Origin of the sequence: Chloracidobacterium sp. (assembly GCA_015075585.1) — a bacterium.
Classification (GTDB): Bacteria; Acidobacteriota; Blastocatellia; order Pyrinomonadales; family Pyrinomonadaceae; genus OLB17.
The window spans coordinates 116891-136418 of the sequence record JABTUB010000001.1; the positions used below are offsets into that span (position 1 = coordinate 116891).

Sequence of the window (19528 nt, forward strand, 5' to 3'; positions counted from 1 at the left end):
GGATGGCGCTCGCCGAGTTTCGGCGAACAATGTCTGAACATTTCACTTCATTGTGCGTACTAATCCTAAAGTATGCGTGCAAAAAATATGGCGTTTCCAATTCGATCACCGAGGACGAATGCGATCTTGTCCGTTTCTATTCTGTTCTTGACCGTGATGGCCGGTGCGGGCCTTTCACAGACGAGCGGGCCGGTTGTCGTGCGCCCCGGAGCTCCGGGGCAGCCAACGACGGTTCTGCCCGCGGACACACGCCCTGTACCGCCGCCACTGTCGAAACAGGATGTCGAGTTCATGCAGGGTATGATCCATCACCACGCACAGGCGGTCGAGATGGTCGCCTTGATGGAGGGCCGCACGACCAACAAAGCGCTTCGCCTCCTCGGAGCGCGTATCAGCCAGTCGCAAGCGGACGAAATGAACTTTATGAAACGATGGCTGACCGCCCGCGGACGCCCGGCCGAAATGCAGATGGGAATGAAGATGGATATGCCCAGCTCGGGCGGCGAGCACGATCATCACAAAATGAGCGACTCAATGCTGATGCCCGGTATGCTCACATCTGCGCAGATGGCGGCGTTGAAGGCGGCAAAAGGTGCCGAATTCGACCGCCTGTTCCTGACCGGGATGATCCAGCACCACGGCGGAGCGCTCACGATGGTCAAGGAACTGTTCGCGGCCCCGGGCAGCGGCCAAGACGCCGAACTTTTTAATTTCGCAACTGACGTTGACAGCGGACAACGGGCCGAGATCCGAATAATGGAGAAGATGCTGGGGGAGAAAAAGTGATGATGAATAAAAGAGTTCTGATAAATGGTGTTCTTATACTGGCAGCGGCGGCATTCGTGTCCTTTGGGCTTTCTGCCGATGCGGTTGCACAAGGCCAGCCACAGCCGGCGCCGACCTTGCCGCCGGGAATGAAAGGCTCTGATGCGAAAGATCCGCGTGCAAAGCTCAAGGCGGGGCTTTTTGATGCAGGCGAAGCGGCATTCGGCATCAAGCACTTGACGCTGCTCAAGAAACCGGCTGCGTTCGATGTCGGCACCGATCCGAACAGCCCGATGATGGGTAAAGCTCTTACAGCCCTTGGCATTCCGCCGGACGCAAAGATCCCCGAGGCGATGAAGCTGTCATTCGCGCCGCTCGCCTTCGCGAACTCGGACATTGCCTTCCAAGGAAAGCACCTTTTTCTCGGCAATTTTTACGGCATCAACATCTATGACATCAGCGACCCCGCGAAGACGCAGCTAATCACCTCGATGCAGTGCCCGGGCGGACAGGGCGATGTTTCGGTTTACGGCAACCTTCTTTTCATGTCGGTCGAGATGCCGAACGGCCGCCTGGACTGCGGGGAACAAGGATTTCCGCCGCAGACCGCTCCGGGATTGCCATCAGCAAATAAAGACCGATTTCGCGGTGTGCGCATATTCGATATTACGGACATCAAGGCCCCGAAACAGGTCGCGGCCATACAGACCTGCCGAGGTTCGCACACCCACACGCTGGTTCCGGATCCGAAAGACCCGAACAACATTTACGTTTATGTTTCGGGTACGTCGTTCGTCCGCCAGGACGAGGAGCTCGCCGGCTGCTCCGGCGGAGCACCGGATAAGGACCCGAACACCGCACTTTTCCGTATAGACGTTATAAAGGTGCCGCTGGCCGCTCCGCCGGACGCAAAGATCGTAGCGAGTCCGCGCCTTTTCATCGACCCTCGAACAGGCGCCTATAACGGCCTCAGCGACGGCGGATCGCATGAGAATAAGGGCAAGCCGACCGACAGCGATCAGTGCCACGATATTACCGTGTATCCGGAGATCGGGCTTGCTGCCGGAGCGTGTTCGGGTAACGGGCTGCTGCTTGATATCAAAGACCCTGCGAACCCGAAGCGTATCGACGCGGTCAACGATCCGAACTACGCCTACTGGCACTCGGCTGCGTTCTCGAATGACGGCTCAAAGGTCGTCTTCACCGACGAATGGGGCGGCGGCATGGGCCCACGCTGCCGCGAGAACGACCCGAACGTATGGGGAGCCGACGCGGTGTTCGGTATCGTCGATGACAAGCTGAAGTTCGAAAGCTACTACAAGATGCCTGCTGCCCAGACCGAGGAAGAGAATTGCGTCGCACACAATGGCTCGCTCATTCCCGTACCCGGACGCGACATCAAGGTGCAGGCCTGGTATCAAGGCGGCATCTCGATCATGGATTTCACCGATGGGGCAAAGCCGTTCGAGATCGCGTATTTTGACCGCGGCCCTATCGACGCCAAGGCGCTTGTCATGGGCGGCTCGTGGTCGGCGTATTGGTACAACGGCAACATATATTCGTCTGAGATCGCACGCGGTCTGGATGTTTTTGAGCTTACACCAACAAAGTTCCTTTCGCAGAACGAGATCGACGCGGCAAGATCCGTACAGGTCGCTCAACTTAACGTACAGAGCCAGCAGCGGCTTATGTGGTCGAAAAAGCCGGTGATCGCACGTGCATATCTCGATCAGCTTGAACGCTCGAAAGCGATGTCCGCGAAGGATATAGCAGCGATCCGTACGGCACTTGTATCGGCGGAGAAAAAGCGATCTGGGAAAGGCTTGAAGAGGTCCGTAGCCGTGGTAGAAAAGGCGCAGGCCGCATCGAAGAACGCTGCCGACACCGCTAGGCTCAAGGCCCTCGCCGAGGTCCTGCGCAGCCCAACGTTCTAACGCAAAAGTGCTGCAAAATATATTGATGACAAACCCTGTGCGCACATGATATGCGCGCACAGGGTTTATTGTGAAGAATATTACGCTATCGATCGATGAAGAACCCTTGAAATGCGGCCGCCGAAAAGGCCCGCTGTGAGAGCATTTTTTCAGAGGATCTCGCGGACGGAGCCTCGTACCGCGGAGTATCGATCGTAAACCCGTTACCGCAGGCTGATACGGCGAGATAAGCCGCAGTTGTTCGTGCTTCAGATGCCGCGCTGCATCAGCAGGTCGATCTGCGGGTCGGAGCCGAGCCGGAAATTGTGTTTGCCGACGATACGGAAGCCGTTCTTTTCATAGAAGCGGATCGCACGCGGATTGAACTCCCACACGCCGAGCCACATCACATCGTGCAAGCCCTCGGCCGCAAGCCGAAAGCACTCGTCCATAAGGTCTTGGCCGACGCCTTTGCCTATGTATTCCTGATGCGAATAGAGGCGTGCGAGCTCGATCGGACGCTCGGCGGTAATGCCCTCTTCACGACTTTCGATGATGAGTTTTGCGTAACCTGCGGGCTTTTCGCCGATGTGCGCGACGAGGAAGATGTTCCGCTCGTCGGCTAATTCTTCCGTGATCTGCTCGATCGAGAACGCCTGCCGCATATAGTGTGCAAGGTCGTCGGGCGCGTTCTTCGGATGATGCGCAAAAGCATCCCAAAATGTCGTGTACGACAGGTCGGTCAAAAGCTTCGCATCCTCTGCCGCGGCCTTTCTGATCTTAACTTCGGGCATCGTGCTCAGAATCGCTCTCTTTTGTCACGGCGTCAAGCCGATGCGCCGACTTCGCATTTGCGTTCTTTTTCCGATCCGAGATCACAAGCTCATTTCGTTTATTAAAGCAACGTTGCCTGTTTGGCGATTTCCTATGTGTCCTAATGTGTCTATGTGGTTCTAAGAAGTAGTATCAACCACATAGGAACATTAGGGCACATAGAGTTTTGCGACAGTTATTTTATGATATGATCGCCTATTTTCCGCTGGTTATGAGTTTTGCGATAGTTTGGAGCTGCATATTCGACGTGCCTTCGTAGATGGAGCCGATCTTGGAGTCGCGCCAAAATTTTTCGACCGGATAGTCTTTGACGTAGCCGTAGCCGCCGTAGAGTTCGATGGCCTTTGAGGCGACGGCCTCGGCGCAGCGTGACGAGTAGAGCTTTGCGATCGCGGCTTCCTTCAAAAACGATTTTCCGGCATCCTTTAATCTCGCGGCATTATAGACGAGCAGACGTGTCGCCTCGATCTCAACGGCCATTTCGGCAAGCTGGAACTGAACGGCCTGGAATGAATTGAGTGTCGAGCCGAACTGTTCGCGTTCGGCGGTGTAGTTGAGCGCGGCCTCGTACGCGCCTTGGGCGATGCCGAGCATTTGGGCGGCGATGCCGATGCGGCCTTCGTTAAGAGTTTCGATCGAGACCTTGTAGCCTTTGCCGATCTCGCCGAGAACGTTCTCCTTCGGCACTTTGCAGTTATCGAGTATAAGCTCGGTCGTCGAGGATGCGCGTATGCCGAGCTTGTCCTCTTTCTTGCCGACGGTAAAGCCCCCAAAGCCTTTCTCGACGATGAATGCCGTGATGCCCTTGTAGCCAGCTTCGGGGTCGAGCGTTGCAAAGATGATGAATATTTCAGCCTCATTGCCGTTCGTGATCCAGAGCTTTTGGCCCGTTATCTCGTAATGGTCGCCATTATCCGCAGCACGTGTCGTAAGGGCAAAAGCGTCTGAACCCGAGCCTGCCTCAGACAATGCATAGGCGCCGACACGGCCCGAAGCAAGCTGCGGCATATACTTTTTCTTCAGTTCATCGCTGCCCCATTTTAAGAAGGCATTCGTTACAAGCGTGTTGTGAACGTCAACGAATACCGAGATGCTGGCGTCAACTCGAGCCAGTTCCTCGATCGCAAGTATCGCGTTGAAGATGGTCGACCCGGCACCGCCGTATTCCTCGGGCGATTCGATCGCCATGAGGCCGAGTTCGAAGCATTGCTTTATAAGTTCAGGGTCGAGCTTGGCGTCTTTTTCCATATGCTCGACGCGCGGCCGAACCTCGCCCTCGGCAAATTCGCGAACTGCCTGGCGAAACAATTCCTCTTCTTCCGATAGTACGGTCAATCCTGTTGCTGCAAGTGCTGCTCCTGCTGTGCTCATATTTATGGTTGTTCCTTAATGGTTATTCAGTAATTTCTGTAAAATGATATTTTAGTCCTAGCCGTTAGTTTTAGGCAACGCAGAGATCGACCAGCGTGCATATAGGCATTTCCACCGAACATATAAGTAAGATCAAGATCGCCGCAGCAATTTTGACCGTCATCGGCGTCGTTTTGTTCGCGGATATGTTGTGGACAGTCGGCTTGGATGAGCTTTGGGGCGGGATCGAGCGTTTTGGTGCGGTCGGCTTTGCCGTGATCCTAGCTCTCTTTTTCGTGAGGATCGTCATCCGGGCATATGCCTGGTCGCTGTCCGTTTACGGGCCGTATTACCTGAAAATGCGGCAAACCGTGCCGGCGGTCGTTATCGGTGAAGCGACGAGCAGCGTCATTCCGCTCGGCATATTGATGAGCGGCACGGCAAAGGCAGTTGCGGTCCGCGACCGTGTGCCGCTCGCGGTCGGCCTATCGTCGGTGGCGACCGAGAATCTTTTCTACAGCCTTGTTACAAGCATATTTCTCGTTGCCGGAGCCGTAACGTTCCTGCGCGTCTCGGCGGTGGATGAAGGCTGGGTGTGGACGATCAATGTCCTGATCGTCGGCATCGCCGCCGTGCTGCTTTTCCTGATACTGCTTGTCGTAAAGCAATGGCATTTCGCCAGCGAGGCGTGCGAACGCCTTTACAGACGCGGGCATTTCCGCTCGATACTCGAGAACGGGCGGCTCGAAGTTCGGCTTTTCGAGAATATGATCTTCGGTTTTTATCGCCGATATCCGAAGCGGTTCCTGCCCATCTGCCTCTTCGAAGTGCTTTATCATGCTGCGGGCATTGCCGAGACCTACTATATCCTTGAGCGGCTCGACCCGCTGCGGAACAGTGTTATGACCTCGTTCCTGCTCGAATCGGTAAGCCGGCTGATGGCGATACTCTTCAAGCTGATACCGCTCACGATCGGCGTGGATGAGGCGGGTGCGAAGTTCGTCGGCGAAACCGTCGCTCTTGCCGCAGGCGTCGGTGTAACGCTTGCCCTCATACGAAAGGGCAGGATGCTGTTCTGGACGGCTATAGGCTTTCTCCTGATCGTAAAACGCGGCCTTCGCTTTAGCAGTAGGCCAAAAACTAATACCTGATCGCTTACTCATCAGGCGAAAGGCGCGGCGTTTTCTGTTATATTTAGGCATTATGAAAAAGTTCAGTTTGTCGTTACTCGCAACGCTATTTCTCTGCACAGTGGCTTTCGGCCAGCAGACGCTTGACGCGAAACTCAAAGAGATCGATGACTATGCCAACACCGTAATGGATACGTGGAAGCCCAACGCCGTCGGCATGGCGATCGCGATCGTAAAGGATGACAAGGTCGTCTTTGAAAAGGGCTACGGCCTGCGTGACATCAATAAACCCGACGAAAAGGTCGATCCCGACACGCTCTTTGCCATCGCCTCGAATTCAAAGGCCTTCACGACCGCGTGCCTGGCGATACTCGTTGACGAAGGGAAGATCAAATGGGACGACAAGGTCTCAAAGTACCTGACGGACTTTGAGATGTATGACCCTTGGGTAACGAGCGAGTTGACGATCCGCGACATTGTCTCGCATCGCGTCGGGCTTGCGACGTTCAGCGGCGACCTTCTTTGGTACGACACAACATACACGACCGATGAGATGCTGCGGCGCGTCCGGTATCTGAAGCCCGTTTACGGCTTCCGCAGCGGGTACGGCTACCAGAACCTGATGTATATCGCCGCAGGCCGCATCGTCGAGAAAGTGTCGGGCAAGCCTTGGGCTGAATTCGTGCATGATCGGATACTGACGCCGCTCGGGATGAACCGTACAACGACGAGCATCCGCGATATCAAGGATAATTTCGCATCGCCGCATAACGAGTCGGGCGGCAAGCTGCGTGCGTTGCCGCTCGGTATGCTTGACCACGCGATCGGCGCCGTACGGCTCAATTCATCGGTACACGACCTCTCGAAGTGGATCCGCCTTCAGCTCGGCCGCGGCACCTTTGAGGGCAAAACCGTTTTCAGCCAAGCCCAAAGCTGGCAGATGTGGTCGCCGAATACTCTGCAGTACATATCGGAACCGGCATCACGGGCTAACCCGACGCGGCATTACAGCGCTTACGCGATGGGCTGGGGAACGTACGATTATTACGGCCGAAAGATCGTGAACCACAGCGGCGGCCTCGACGGCATGCTGTCCTACACGGTGCTGATCCCCGAAGACAACATCGGCTTTGTCGTGCTTACCAATAACGAATCGCCCGCATTCCAGATAATGATGGCAAAGATACGCGATGTGCTCGTAGGTGCTAAGCCGCGCGATTGGAATGCCGAGGCCGTCAAGCAGACCGCCGCGAACAAAGTTGCGGATGAGGCCGAGATCAAAAGGGTTGATGCCGCACGCGTTCAAGGCACAAAACCTTCGCTCGATATGACAAAATATGCGGGAACGTACAGAAGCCAGATGTATGGCGATGTTACGGTAGGTGTTGAGAATGGCGGGCTTGTGATGCGTTTCGGCCCGACACCGAACTTTGTTGCGGACCTCGAACATTGGCATTACGACACGTGGCAGATACATTGGCGGCCATCAGTGCATTACAACTTCCCGCGCGGATTCGTTACATTTACGATCGATAAGAACGCAGATACATATCAGCTCAAGATCGACCAGCCGAACAGTGATTTCTGGTTCTACGAGCTAGAACTCTATCGAGTGCCGCCGACAGGCTCAGGGCGATAAGTTGATCTTAGGGGCTTTTCGCCGCCGCCGCGGCCTGAAACCGTACGCCGACGTCGGCCGCGCGTTCGACAAAGGCGAGGCGAATATGTAAGAATCCTATTTCTGTTCAGTCAGAGATAAGTTTTCAGGAGACCCGATCCTTAAATGTCAGAAGAAGCAGTACAAGCAACCGATACGGCAGCAGAAACACCCCAACACACCGAGGATGTTTCGTATCAAGCCGTTGAAAAAGAAGGCGTAGTAACCGCCATTTGGGAAATGCAGGGCCAGAAGCATCTGCGCACTATCGATCCGCGTTCGGCAGAGGGCAAGCAGATACTTGCATTGTTCGAAACCGCAGGCTGATCGGCCGCAATATTTCCGCTCGAAAAATAGTTGCTCTGCACCGCCTGCGTGTGCGGGGTCAGGTGCGCTGACCCAAAAGGCTCATGATCGGGTGGCTCACGTCCCGCAGTTCGCGGCCGTCGAGGGTATTGACGGCCGTTACGCCCAGTCCCGCTGACGTAAAGCAGATCATATCCGCTCCGATCAGTTCATCAGCTCCGGCGGCGATCTCATTACATTCCAGAGCTTCCGTAACGAACTCTCTGGTCGTGCCGGCAAGGCATCCCGTCACAAGTGCCGGCGTGAACAATCGGCCGCCTTTTCCCCAGAAAATGTTTGCCATACAACCGCCGACGATGTGTCCGCGCTCATTCATCCGTATCGCTTCGTTATAGCCGCGGCCGCGGGCCTCTTCGATCGCAAGTAGCGGCTCAAGGTAGTTGCAGGTCTTTATGCCGGCAATCGGCGAACGTGAATTCACCGGAAACGGCGAGAATGTGACGCGGAACGGCGTCGGCACCGGCCTGATCGCCCCAGCAATGAGCGATAATTCCGGGCCGTCGCCCGGATCGGCTTCTGACGGCCAAAGGCTGCTCGGCGTTCTGTCGCTAAAGGTTATGCGTACGCGTGCCGCATCGAATGAACTTGCGGCGATCTTGGCCTTTACGCCGGCAAGTACGTCCGCTTCTGCAAAGCCGTTAAGGCCAATGCCAGTTCGTTCTGCGGCCAATTTAAGACGCCGCCAATGCTTATCCCAAAGAAATGGCTCGCCGCCGCGGACGGCAACCGTCGTAAAGACGCCTTTTCCGTAGAGAAAGCTGTTGTCCGCCATCATGCTATAAGGTCCGCAGCACCGCCCGACGGTTCGGCGATATGGCCTTTCTTATCATTGCAGAATTCGGTAACAAGTGCGGCGAACAGGCCGCTTTTTTCCTCTTGCGGCATATGGCCGCAGTCCTTGAGTATGACGAAGCGTGAGTTCAGCATCTCTTGATGCAGCTTATGGCCATTGGAAGCCGGAATGATCGTGTCGCTGTCGCCCCAAATGATGAGCGTCGGCTGCGTGATGAGCTGTGCATCGCGTTCGAAGCGTGCGGCGTTCCAGTTGCGTGCCGTCGCAAGCACCGAATGATGCGCATCGGCGGCGGCAAGCGGCCTTACGGCTGACGCGACACGTTCATCGGTAACCATCGAACGGTTCGCCGCTGCCAGCGAGCCGTTCATACGCAATCGCGTAAGGGCCTTTGAGTCGCAAAGGAACGGTGTAATTGCCTCGCCAAGTCCGGGAACCGATGCCAGGCGTAATATCGGGTGCCGCTTGATGCCGTCATTGATGACCGTATCGACGAGCACGAGCTTTTCGACCTTTTCGTCGTTATCGAGCGTCAATTCCATCGCGACAGCGCCGCCGTACGAACTGCCGATCACGACGCATCGGCCTACGCCGAGACGTACCAGCAACCGTGCGAGCATGCGCGCCTGCGTCTGGATCGAGTAGTCGAACCAACGCGGCTTTTCCGTATAGCCGAATCCGACAAGATCGGGTGCGATGACGTGAAACCCATTCTCGGCCAGCATCGGAGCGACCGTCTTCCAAACATTTGCCGATGCAGTGTAGCCGTGGATCAACAGGATCGTCGGCGCCGAATGCGAGCCGAATTCCTGATAATGCATCTTTACGCCGTCAACATGGATGAACTTTGACCGCTCAGCGTGAGCCACGAATGGCGACGCTTCTTCCCATGTTACCGTCGCCGGCCGCGTCAGCAATTTTACGGCGACGGCTGCGCCGACAGCTCCTCCGATAGCGATAGCGATATTGCGTTTTTTCATACCTGCAGGTTCCTTATGACGCTGATTTTATACCAGAACGACCTTTGGGCATAGAGCATTTTTCTCAGCATCATAACGCCCGACGGCGATCAATTCACCCGTGTCGGATATCATAGCCGCCGTTTCGTTATCGGCAAATGTATGCCCGAAAACCCTTGTCGAGAGGCCGCTAAGCGTCCGCTTTGAGCGTTCGGCGTCGAGGGCGTAAACAGGCAGATGTTCGACCGCACGCTTCATCGGCAGCAATAGTGCCGAAGGATCGCCCGCTTCGGCAAGCCTCTCGAGTGCAATGCTCTGTTCAATACCGAACCGACCCGAGCGTACTCGCCGCAATTCGACAAGATGGGCAAGTGTACCGGCCGCCCGTGCAATATCTTCGGCAAGAGTTCGCACATACGTGCCTGCCGAACACACAACGCGAAACTGCATCGCAGCCGGATCTGCGTCGGTTAACGGCCGTACGATCTCGAGGGCATCGATGCGGATCTTTATCGGCTCTCGCTGAACCTCAATGCCCTTTCGTGCAAGCTCATAAAGCTTCGTGCCGCCGATCTTTTTTGCCGAATACATCGGCGGAAGCTGCTCGATCTCGCCGATAAAACGCGGCAGCACGGCCTCGACCGCTCCGGCAGGGACAGGCAGCCTGCACTCGCGCGTCGGTTTGCCGTCCGCATCACCCGTGTCGGTCTCGAATCCGAATGCGGCTGTCGCAAAGTATTCCTTCTCGTCCTTTTCGAGGAACTGCGCGAGCCGCGTAGCACGGCCGACGAGCACCGCCATAACTCCGGTGGCGAACGGATCGAGCGTGCCCGTGTGGCCGACACGCTTTGTCCTCAATATGCGCCGAACCCGTGCGACCACATCGTGCGAAGTGATGCCAGCCGGTTTGTCGATCACCAGAATGCCGTCCACTGCGTACATTCTATTTCACTTGCCGGGCCGGAAGCGAGAGAGACCGGCCGTATGCTTGTCACGCATCACATTTAGGCTGACAATGTTCACTGGTGCGGCGAAGACGTACAAAGATCAGCGAAGACGAACGCTGCGTTGCCGATCGCGAAAGGTCGCGAAAGCGTACGATGGACCGCGCGGTGCGGCTGCTTGCCGCAAAGGCCCGTTCGGTTGAAGAGCTGCGCGAATGCCTTTTGGAAAAGCTCTGGACCGACGGCGAGATAGTCGATGCCGTGATAGAAAAGCTCAAAGAGTACAGATACCTCGATGATGAGCAATTCGCACGTGATCTCGCGGTGTCAAAGCTCAGGCAAAAAGCTCAAGGGCGGCGAAGGCTTCGTTACTCAATGTCGCAAAAGAAGATCGATCCGCACACGGTCGATGCCGCGCTCGATGACGCATTCGAAAAGCTGCCTGAGAGTGATCTGATCGATACGGCCATAGAAAGGCGTTTGCGTTTGCGAGGCCGTCCCGAAACCTTCGAAGATCGTAAAAAGCTGTTCGATCATCTGCTCCGCCGCGGCTTCGACCTCGACCTCGTCCGCAGTAAGATCAGTTCGCTCGGTGATATATCAGGATCTTATGAAAGCGGCGAGCAGTAATTTGTATCGCATCGCGTGGAGCGATTTCTGCGGCTGATGTGATAACCTTTTCAGCGTATGACAGGTGACGAGATCAGAGCAAAATTCCTTGCTTACTTTGAGCAGAATGGCCACAAGATCGTGCATTCATCGCCGCTCTTGCCGGCCAACGACCCGACGCTTTTATTCACGAACGCCGGGATGAATCAATTCAAAGATGTCTTTCTCGGTGTAGAAAAACGCGACTATACGCGGGCCGCCACCTCGCAAAAGTGCATTCGCGCAGGCGGCAAACACAACGATCTCGACGAGGTCGGCAAGACGGCACGCCACCACACGTTCTTCGAGATGTTGGGCAACTTCTCATTCGGCGATTATTTCAAGGAGGAAGCGATCAAATATGCGTGGGATCTGCTTGTAAATGAATTCAAACTCGATCCCGAACGCCTTTGGTTCTCGGTGTTCGAGGGCGACGACGAGGTCGGCCCTGACGATGAGGCACGTGAACTGTGGATCAAGGCAGGCGCACGGCCCGAACGCGTGCTGGGCTTCGGACGTAAAGACAATTTTTGGCAGATGGGCGACACCGGCCCGTGCGGGCCTTGCTCCGAGATACACTATTATATGGGCGAAGACCCATCCAACCCCGAACAGAACTCGCCGCACTGGGTCAACGGCCCGGGCGATACGACGATGGAGATATGGAACCTCGTCTTTATGCAATACAACCGCTCGCAGAATGACGACGGCACGTTTACGCTTACGCCGCTGCCCGCACCGTCAGTCGATACCGGCATGGGACTCGAACGTATGGCCGCCGTTATGCAGCACGTAAAGACGAATTACGACACCGATCTCATAAAGCCGATCGTTGAATTCGCCGCGCAGATCGGCACGGAGCTGTCCGAGCGTACAAAGTAATTACAAGTGGAACAGCCCATAAGATTGCTTTTGATCGAAAGCCAACCGCTCACGCGAATCGGTATTCGCGCGGTTTTGGCGGAAGAAAATGATATTGAGTTGGTCGGCGACGCCGGAGATCTTGAGAATGGTGCCGTCAAATTCAAGGAGCTTCGACCTGATGTAACGCTTTTAGGGCTGCGGTTCCCTGAGTCTTGTGCAATAGACGATCTTGATAAATACTTTGTAATTACACCAAAGGCAAAAATAATCGTCCTTGCGGATCACGCCGGTGATGTCGAGATCACAAAGGCGTTGAGAAAAGGTGCGGCGGGCTATGTCTGCAAGGATATCGCCCCTGATGAGCTTGTAAAAGCGATCCGCAAGGTGGCCACAGGCCGCAAATATATTCCGGACGAGATAGCCGCAGTATTGAGCGAACACATTGGCCAGGAAGAACTTACGCCGACGGAATCGAACGTTCTGAGAATGATCGTCGGCGGAATGTCGAACAAAGAGATCGCCTTTGCCCTCGATGTCTCGGAGAACACGATAAAATCGCACGCAAGCAATATTTTCGATAAGTTGGGCGTCTCGGACCGCACTTCGGCCGCGACGATGGCGATACGCCGCGGAATGGTTAGGCTGGATATATGAACGACATAAAGAACGCTTTGACCGACTACGCAGAGCTGTTCACATCGCCTGAAAGCCTGGTTTTGAAAGAGCTTCGTGAGAATTGCTTTGCGAATTACAGCAATTCGTCGATGCTCTCGGGGTTCGTGCAGGGACGGATCTTGTCGATGTTCTCGAATATGATACGCCCGCGAAGAGTGCTCGAGATCGGCACCTATCTCGGATATTCCGCACTTTGTTTTGCCGAAGGCCTTACCGATGACGGAAAAGTAATTACAATAGACATACAAGAAGAGACGAATAAAGTTGCGCGCTCATATGCGGCACGTACCGAATACGCCGGCCGCATTGATTTCCTTCTCGGCCAAGCTCTGGAGATCATCCCGACGCTCGATGAAGTATTCGACCTCGTCTTTATCGACGCTGACAAGCTGAATTACGCGGCCTATTACGACATCGTCTTCGAAAAGGTGCGATCGGGCGGCTTTATCATCGCTGATAACGTCCTATGGAGCGGCCGCGTCCTCGACCGCGAAAAGGACACGGAGACCCAAGCCATGCACGACTTTAATCAAAAGATACAAGCAGACACACGCGTCGAGAATCTTCTGCTGCCCGTTAGGGATGGGTTGATGGTGATGCGGAAACTTTAAACCGGGATTACGCCTTAGCCTCGTTTACGAGGCTTGGCTTTGGCATAGCCACGCCTGTTTACGGCGTGGGTGAAGGTGCCAAAACGACTCTTAGCCCGTTTTAACGCGCCTTAAAATCGGCGGCTTAAGCCAATAGCAGGTAAGGACGTTAAAACGCCCTTTGTTTTTCGCGTCCGCACTGCCCACGCCGTAAACGGACGTGGCTATACAGGAAAAGACCGCTGAAGCGGCCAAATGTGTAATCCGGGTTAAAGAGTATGGCCAAGACTAAAATTTTACCGTGGGATCCTGCCGAACACCTTGAGACTGAGGAAGATATGGCCATATATCTTGAGGCCGCGCTTGAGTACGGCGAGCCTGCACTGGTTGCGGCGGCGCTGGGCGATATTGCTCGTGCTCGCGGAATGACGCAACTTGCGCGGGAGACCGATCTTGGGCGAGAGTCTTTATAAAGCGCTTTCGTCTAATGGCAACCCGGGGTTCTCGACCATGATCAAGGTGATACGGGCGTTAGGGCTTAACCGGCACACGTCGCCCGGCCGAAGCTGAAAGGGTTGGCATTCGATACTACCAATATGAATGGGCAGCAGTGTTTCCGTGAGACCTATCGGCTTCGACGCGTAATATTTTACGGTGCGGTCGCGAGTAGTAGCGTGATCTTTTCGGTGGTTTTTCTGCTATTCCTTTATGCCCAAATGACTCCCCATCCGGGCTTCTATAACAATGTGCTTATCGAGATGATGGCATATTTGAAGTTCCTTGCTTTCGTTTTTACGTCATATTTTATTTCAGCGATCGTTGTGTGGCGCGGCAGCGATCTATTTTCACGATATAGTGCCTCGTGGATACCAGTTTGTATTTTTGGCTCCACAATGTTGTCGATCGTACTAATCTTTAGTGTCCACTTCTCATCGATCATGGCTTTCGGCGATAGAGGCTCTTTCCAAACGCCTCCGCCCGATCTTTCAGCGACTGCGGCCGCTATTGGCCTCCTTTCGGTTGTCTTCGCAGTTGTAACATTGACCGGTTGCGGTCTTGCAGCGATAACGATCGGCCGATGTTATGACAGAAATTAGCCTCTCAAAATAATCACCCGAAAGTATTAATTCCTAATCGCCGCAATTGATGATTACATTCGGTTGCTGACGCGGTAAACTTCTTGTAATGACTTCGCGTCTTCGTATCTTAGCGGCAATTGTCAGCCACTAAGCCGCGAAGCCGCAAAGAAGGACAAGGAGGATAAGATGACAGTAAAGACAGTTGCGGCAAGAGATATGAAGCTAGTTGAGAGGATTGTGGCGCCGCCGCCGAGGCATTGGGTAGGCGACGGGTTTCATGTGAGCGGATTTTTTCCGCACGGGCCGCTGACCGGCGAGCGGATGAGTCCGTTCTTTTTACTTGATTACAACGCGAAGATGACGTTCGCTCCGCGTGAACGGCCGTACGGTGTCGGGCCGCATCCGCATCGCGGATTTGAGACGGTAACGATCGCATACAAGGGCAGGGTCGCGCACCACGACAGTCGGGGCGGCGGCGGCGTGATCGATGAGGGCGATGTTCAATGGATGACGGCGGGCAGCGGCCTGCTCCACAAAGAGTATTACGAAAAGGAGTTCTCAAGCCGCGGCGGGACGTTCCACGTCGTGCAGCTTTGGGTAAACTTGCCCGCGAAAGACAAGATGACGCCGCCGAAGTATCAGGCGATCACGAATGCCGAGATGGGCCGCGTCGCTCTGCCGCTCGGCGGCGAAGCCGAGATCATCGCAGGCGAGTACAACGGCCAAAAGGGCCCGGCAACGACATTTACGCCCGTGCACCTGATCAATTTCCGTACGAAGGCGGGCGAGAAATTCGAGTTGTCGTATCCGGCGAGCTACACGACGGCGATCTTGGCGGTCGAAGGCTCGGCCTTGATCAACGGCGGAGAAACGCTGCCGCTCGATCACCTTGCGCTGTTCGAACGTTCGGGAGAGACCGTCTCGATCGAAACACCCGAAGACAGTGTGCTGCTAATGATGAGCGGCGAACCGCTTAACGAGCCGATCGCACAGTACGGGCCGTTCCTGATGAACACGCGCGAAGAACTCGAACAGGCGTTCGACGACTATCGATCGGGCAAATTCGGCCATCTTGACGATTGATCGAAACCAGCCGAACGGTGAATGACGCCACGAATGCACGAATAAATGCGGGCCGCACATTATTTGTGCATTCGTATTAGTGCATTCGGGGCTAGTTTTCCTTCAATGAAGGTTTAGTGCCGGTGTGAGGGCCATCACGCGGGCATGTGCTGAAACGGCAAAAGCTTGCAGAATAGGTTAAGGAGCTGCATCGTCTCGATCGAATTCGGCGGCGTTGTCGCGATCCGCGGATCGGCGACCACAACGGCAAGGCATTTTGCCCGTGAGACCGCGACATTCACACGGTTCTTATTGAGGATGAAATTGATGCCGCGTGAGCCGTATTCGCCGAAACTCGAACACAGCGACAGTATGCAGACCGGCGCTTCCTGCCCTTGGAACAGATCAACGCTGCCGATGCGTGCACCATGCGGCAGCATCTGCTCAAGTTTGCGCACTTGTGCGTTATAAGGTGCGATAAAGAGAAAGTCAGACAGTTCAATAGGCACGGTCGTACCGGCCTTGTCGGTATAGAGGCGGCCGCGGAGGTGTTCGTAGATCTCAGTGATCTTCTCGGCCTCTTCATCGCTCGATTGGATGTCGCCGTCGTGTTCGACACCAAGGAACACGATGCCGTTTTGCCGCCATCCGCCATCCGCCGTGTCCGCTGATGCTATTGCCTGTCTCGCACAATCCTCAAAGGCGTGAAGGCGGCCCTCGTAAACGCTTTCGGATATGAATTGGCAGACCGCAGGATGCATACGCCTCGATTCGCCGAGAAAGATGCCGTAGTCGTCACGAACCACCGCGTGGAGCACCACATCGTCCTCGCGGCTGTTCTCGATGTCCTTTAAAGCATATTGCAGAGCCGAAAGCCTCGCGTCGCCGGGGTGCGAGCCTTGGATCGGCTGCTCCAACTGCATCTGATCGCCGAGCAGGACGAGGTTCTTTGCGTTGCCGCTCATTGCGATCACGTTCGCAAGCGGCACCTGCCCTGCCTCGTCGATGAACAGATGGTCAACCGGTTCGGGAAAGTCATCCCGTGAAAAAAGCCATGCGGTGCCGGCAAGGACGCCTTCATGATAATTTTTGACAGCTTCGGCGGGTTTGTCTTCACAAAGGAGATCGGGATTGTCGCGAAAGACCGCGTCATCCTTATTACCGCCGACCTTGAAGCCGGCCAACGAGCGTCCTTGTTCTTTCAGTGTGCGGCCGCATGCGTCAAGCAGGTTGATGATCGCTTTATGGCTGTTGGACGTAATGCCGATACGCTTGCCGTCTGCGAGCAGGGCCGCGATCATATGCGAGGCCGTATAGGTTTTTCCCGTTCCGGGCGGGCCTTGAATGACAAGGCAGTCGCCGTCCATCTGCCTGGCGACCCTTATGGCAAGATCGACCGTCGTCTCGCCCTGCTTTTGAGGCAGGCCGGGCGGGACTTTGCGCGTAAGCAGCGAGTTTGCCGCCGCGTTCAAATTTCCGTTGAGATGAGAAGCCGCAACGGCGGTCAGCGCCTCCTGGATCGGCTTTTGTCTAACATACTCCAAGGGCACTAGCGAACCTCGCTGAGGGAATTCGCCTCCGAGTGCCGCAAGCTTATCTGCAGTGATCTTCAATTCCAGTGTGCCTGAATCGAGGTCGAGCGAGATGAGAGTGAACTCTACTTTATTTGCATGCGAGAAAAAGATAGTAGTTTCTTTGGCAGCATGGAGCTTACACTCCTGGGTAGGATCAAAACGGTACCGCTGTGCCAGCGACTTTTTTTCGGGATACGGCTCGCCTTCAGCCTCCACATCGGCGATACATTCGCTGTCATCGCGCAGGACATCGGCATCCGAGCCGCATCTTTCGAAGAACTTCCACCAGACGGGTTTTTGCTCGCGGCGGTGAAAGTCGATAAGATCGGCAAGCGTAAGCGATATATCATCCGCCTTTTCCCGAAGCCTCTCTCCGATCTCAAGCCGTGCTTGTATGACCGGGTCGAGCGGCTTGATCTCAAGTTCGTTGGGTGACAGATCAGCGGCGGCCGCCCGCACCGGCGGAATGCCTTTCTCGGCCGCGAGCCCTCTCAGCCACTTGGCGAGCATCGCGGTAGAGTCGCAGTCGTCCTTGTTGTAATCGCGTATCTCCTTGAGAATAGGGCTATTCTGCCAATCGCGAGGTTCGCCGCTTCCGATCCAGCGTGCGTAATGTACCACCGAACCGATCGACAGCGTAACGACGCCGGTGCGGCCTTGCGGCCAATAGATTCCCTCGACCTTTTTGATCGAATATCCCTGCTCGCCGATCCGGACGCCCTGCCTTACGATCTTATAAAGATCGCAAAAGACCTCGCGCTTCAGCAGCTGATCGACCTCTTCTTGCCGCGTGTCATGGAAAGTGCTCAGCCGCCGTACCGCAGCGACCTCATAGGCGGCGTAATGATATATGTGCATCAAAGGGTGCTTTTGCCAGCGGTCAAAGACCCAGTCGATGAATTGCTCGAACGCCTCTTTTTCGCCCTCTCTGTCGTGTGCCCAAAAGTCTATGAATTGGTATTCGCCGGTCACGGGATCGATGATCGTATTGCCGAACAGATATTCAAGGCCGCCGGGTATAAGCGGATAGCCTTCCATATCAAAGAAAACATCATACGGATCCTCTTCCGGAAGTGCGGCAAGCCCTACGGGACGGCCATTCTCGTCAACCGTCGGGAGAATGTCGAAGAGCGCGGCAGCGTTCTTATCGATCGTCCGCAGTTTGCGCGTTTCATTCTGCAGCCGCGCTTGGTGTTTCAGCTTTTCAAGAGATGCGGACGGCAGCTTGCTCACGTTGGAGATCGCGGTCTCGGCAAGTGCGGTTAGTGTACAGATGCCCACCTCGGCAAGCTTTTTGATCTGTCCTGCCGTGATACCGGCAACGCGTATCAAATGGTCTCTTTCATCAAGGTATGCGTCGGCATATTCCTGCCACTCATAGTGATCTGCCCCGGGATCTGGGATCGGGCATTGATCGAGGTCGGCGTCGTATGCACCCTGCATCTCAAGGAAACGCTCCTTAAGGTTGCGGTAATAATGGATAAAATCTTCGCTGCGCATCTCGATACGCTCCGAAATGCCGTGGGCATCGGCCCCGAGGATAAGGCCGAACTTTTCGGGGAGCGGCTCGCCGGTCATTTCGGCATAGAGTTCCGAATAGGCGCAGAGCTGGACCGCGTAATACGGCTTGGGTGAATGGGCGAGCTTCGCATCCCAGATCTGGTAACGGCCGGTAGCTTCGTCGAGGATCATGAAGTCGGCATAGCCTTCAAAGAACTCGTTTGCGAGCTTTGCCTGATAGATGATGGGGTCGCGTCGGCGGATAGCCTCGAGCGTCACGCCGAGCTGATCGCCATATTCAACTTCGTAAAGCAGACCTTCCGAACCGCGAAGCTGTTCGAGTATCTTCCTCTCGTGGGCCTGACCGGTCTCGATGATCAGCCGGGCATCTTCCGATATCGCTTTTGGTGCCAAGACGCCCGGATTCTCGATGTGGTGCCGATCCATCCACGACGCAAACGGCGACTCAAGGAACCGCACGATATCCGTCGGTGAATAGATCAAACGCTCGGAAAACTTTTTCATATGCTTGTCGCTATCGAGATCGTGATCAATTCAATGGCTTCTTATCGAAGATCACAAAAACATTCTTCGCATTCGGCCGAACTTTGGCCATCCGCTCCTCAGCCGACATTATTCAAAAAGAAAGCGTATTCGTAGTTTAGCCGTTGAGCGGTGAAACCGAAAGTAGGCACACGCTGCGCGATTTTAGCCTCCCGCGGCAGTGTGGTGCTGCCGGCCGCATAAATTTGTCGATCTGCGGACGTTGAGTTGTAAATTCTACGAATTGATGTGATGGGGCATTTAGATGCCGAATGCTAATCT

Annotated in this window: 16 protein-coding genes and 1 pseudogene; 11 read left to right on the plus strand and 6 right to left on the minus strand. The window is 55.1% G+C overall.

Annotated elements, in window-relative coordinates; all coding sequences use genetic code 11:
- The first annotated feature begins 87 nt into the window (after positions 1-87).
- The gene (locus tag HS105_00550) at positions 88-786 is read left to right on the plus strand and encodes a DUF305 domain-containing protein (protein ID MBE7515092.1); all 699 of its coding nucleotides are present in this window, start codon (positions 88-90) and stop codon (positions 784-786) included.
- Between the two features lie 2 nt (positions 787-788).
- Entirely contained in the window at positions 789-2699 is a 1911-nt protein-coding gene (locus tag HS105_00555) for a hypothetical protein (protein MBE7515093.1), read from the plus strand.
- 248 nt (positions 2700-2947) lie between these two features.
- Here HS105_00555 and HS105_00560 read toward each other — a convergent pair whose 3' ends face one another.
- Both HS105_00560 and HS105_00565 read right to left on the minus strand, forming a co-directional pair.
- Positions 2948-3472: a GNAT family N-acetyltransferase gene (locus HS105_00560; protein MBE7515094.1), complete on the minus strand. Its 525-nt coding sequence runs from the start codon at positions 3470-3472 to the stop codon at positions 2948-2950.
- Between the two features lie 235 nt (positions 3473-3707).
- The gene (locus tag HS105_00565; protein MBE7515095.1) at positions 3708-4883 is read right to left on the minus strand and encodes an acyl-CoA dehydrogenase; all 1176 of its coding nucleotides are present in this window, start codon (positions 4881-4883) and stop codon (positions 3708-3710) included.
- 95 nt (positions 4884-4978) lie between these two features.
- On the opposite strand from HS105_00565, the gene HS105_00570 reads away from it, so the two are divergent.
- The 3 genes from HS105_00570 (at position 4979) to HS105_00580 (ending at position 7976) form a co-directional block, all read left to right on the plus strand.
- Complete coding sequence (locus tag HS105_00570) at positions 4979-6013, plus strand: flippase-like domain-containing protein (protein ID MBE7515096.1); 1035 nt, start codon at positions 4979-4981, stop codon at positions 6011-6013.
- A 52-nt stretch (positions 6014-6065) separates the two neighbouring features.
- The gene (locus HS105_00575; GenBank protein ID MBE7515097.1) at positions 6066-7631 is read left to right on the plus strand and encodes a serine hydrolase; all 1566 of its coding nucleotides are present in this window, start codon (positions 6066-6068) and stop codon (positions 7629-7631) included.
- Positions 7632-7775: 144 nt separating this feature from the next.
- Positions 7776-7976 (plus strand): hypothetical protein, encoded by a 201-nt coding sequence (locus HS105_00580; protein ID MBE7515098.1) that lies wholly within the window; start codon positions 7776-7778, stop codon positions 7974-7976.
- A gap of 58 nt (positions 7977-8034) precedes the next feature.
- Here HS105_00580 and HS105_00585 read toward each other — a convergent pair whose 3' ends face one another.
- The 3 genes from HS105_00585 to truB are packed head-to-tail and all read right to left on the minus strand — an operon-like array spanning position 8035 to position 10709.
- The gene (locus tag HS105_00585; GenBank protein ID MBE7515099.1) at positions 8035-8790 is read right to left on the minus strand and encodes an aminotransferase class IV; all 756 of its coding nucleotides are present in this window, start codon (positions 8788-8790) and stop codon (positions 8035-8037) included.
- The gene (locus tag HS105_00590) at positions 8787-9788 is read right to left on the minus strand and encodes an alpha/beta hydrolase (protein MBE7515100.1); all 1002 of its coding nucleotides are present in this window, start codon (positions 9786-9788) and stop codon (positions 8787-8789) included. Before HS105_00590 ends, HS105_00585 begins: the two co-directional genes overlap by 4 nt.
- Positions 9789-9815: 27 nt before the next feature.
- Positions 9816-10709, minus strand: a complete 894-nt coding sequence (gene truB, locus HS105_00595; protein MBE7515101.1) for a tRNA pseudouridine(55) synthase TruB — start codon at positions 10707-10709, stop codon at positions 9816-9818.
- An 83-nt stretch (positions 10710-10792) separates the two neighbouring features.
- On the opposite strand from truB, the gene HS105_00600 reads away from it, so the two are divergent.
- The 6 genes and pseudogenes from HS105_00600 (at position 10793) to HS105_00625 (ending at position 15650) form a co-directional block, all read left to right on the plus strand.
- Positions 10793-11341, plus strand: a complete 549-nt coding sequence (locus HS105_00600; GenBank protein ID MBE7515102.1) for a RecX family transcriptional regulator — start codon at positions 10793-10795, stop codon at positions 11339-11341.
- A gap of 57 nt (positions 11342-11398) precedes the next feature.
- On the plus strand, positions 11399-12241 hold the full coding sequence (locus tag HS105_00605; protein MBE7515103.1) for a hypothetical protein: 843 nt from the start codon (positions 11399-11401) through the stop codon (positions 12239-12241).
- 6 nt (positions 12242-12247) lie between these two features.
- A complete protein-coding gene (locus tag HS105_00610) occupies positions 12248-12877 on the plus strand; it encodes a response regulator transcription factor (GenBank protein MBE7515104.1) in 630 nt (209 codons plus the stop codon).
- A complete protein-coding gene (locus tag HS105_00615; protein ID MBE7515105.1) occupies positions 12874-13509 on the plus strand; it encodes a class I SAM-dependent methyltransferase in 636 nt (211 codons plus the stop codon). The genes HS105_00610 and HS105_00615 overlap by 4 nt, the downstream gene beginning before the upstream one ends.
- A gap of 257 nt (positions 13510-13766) precedes the next feature.
- A pseudogene (locus HS105_00620) lies at positions 13767-14058 on the plus strand (putative addiction module antidote protein).
- Between the two features lie 695 nt (positions 14059-14753).
- Positions 14754-15650, plus strand: a complete 897-nt coding sequence (locus HS105_00625; protein MBE7515106.1) for a pirin family protein — start codon at positions 14754-14756, stop codon at positions 15648-15650.
- 134 nt (positions 15651-15784) lie between these two features.
- Here HS105_00625 and HS105_00630 read toward each other — a convergent pair whose 3' ends face one another.
- Complete coding sequence (locus HS105_00630; protein MBE7515107.1) at positions 15785-19228, minus strand: TM0106 family RecB-like putative nuclease; 3444 nt, start codon at positions 19226-19228, stop codon at positions 15785-15787.
- Positions 19229-19528: the final 300 nt, after the last annotated feature.

Bases quoted from the DNA above. Each gene is read 5' to 3' on its own strand.
- HS105_00550 (MBE7515092.1), top strand. From the start codon at position 88: ATGGCGTTTCCAATTCGATCACCGAGGACGAATGCGATCTTGTCCGTT.
- HS105_00555 (MBE7515093.1), top strand. From the start codon at position 789: ATGAATAAAAGAGTTCTGATAAATGGTGTTCTTATACTGGCAGCGGCG.
- HS105_00560 (MBE7515094.1), bottom strand. From the start codon at position 3,472: ATGCCCGAAGTTAAGATCAGAAAGGCCGCGGCAGAGGATGCGAAGCTT.
- HS105_00565 (MBE7515095.1), bottom strand. From the start codon at position 4,883: ATGAGCACAGCAGGAGCAGCACTTGCAGCAACAGGATTGACCGTACTA.
- HS105_00575 (MBE7515097.1), top strand. From the start codon at position 6,066: ATGAAAAAGTTCAGTTTGTCGTTACTCGCAACGCTATTTCTCTGCACA.
- HS105_00580 (MBE7515098.1), top strand. From the start codon at position 7,776: ATGTCAGAAGAAGCAGTACAAGCAACCGATACGGCAGCAGAAACACCC.
- HS105_00585 (MBE7515099.1), bottom strand. From the start codon at position 8,790: ATGATGGCGGACAACAGCTTTCTCTACGGAAAAGGCGTCTTTACGACG.
- HS105_00590 (MBE7515100.1), bottom strand. From the start codon at position 9,788: ATGAAAAAACGCAATATCGCTATCGCTATCGGAGGAGCTGTCGGCGCA.
- truB (MBE7515101.1), bottom strand. From the start codon at position 10,709: ATGTACGCAGTGGACGGCATTCTGGTGATCGACAAACCGGCTGGCATC.
- HS105_00605 (MBE7515103.1), top strand. From the start codon at position 11,399: ATGACAGGTGACGAGATCAGAGCAAAATTCCTTGCTTACTTTGAGCAG.
- HS105_00615 (MBE7515105.1), top strand. From the start codon at position 12,874: ATGAACGACATAAAGAACGCTTTGACCGACTACGCAGAGCTGTTCACA.
- HS105_00625 (MBE7515106.1), top strand. From the start codon at position 14,754: ATGACAGTAAAGACAGTTGCGGCAAGAGATATGAAGCTAGTTGAGAGG.
- HS105_00630 (MBE7515107.1), bottom strand. From the start codon at position 19,228: ATGAAAAAGTTTTCCGAGCGTTTGATCTATTCACCGACGGATATCGTG.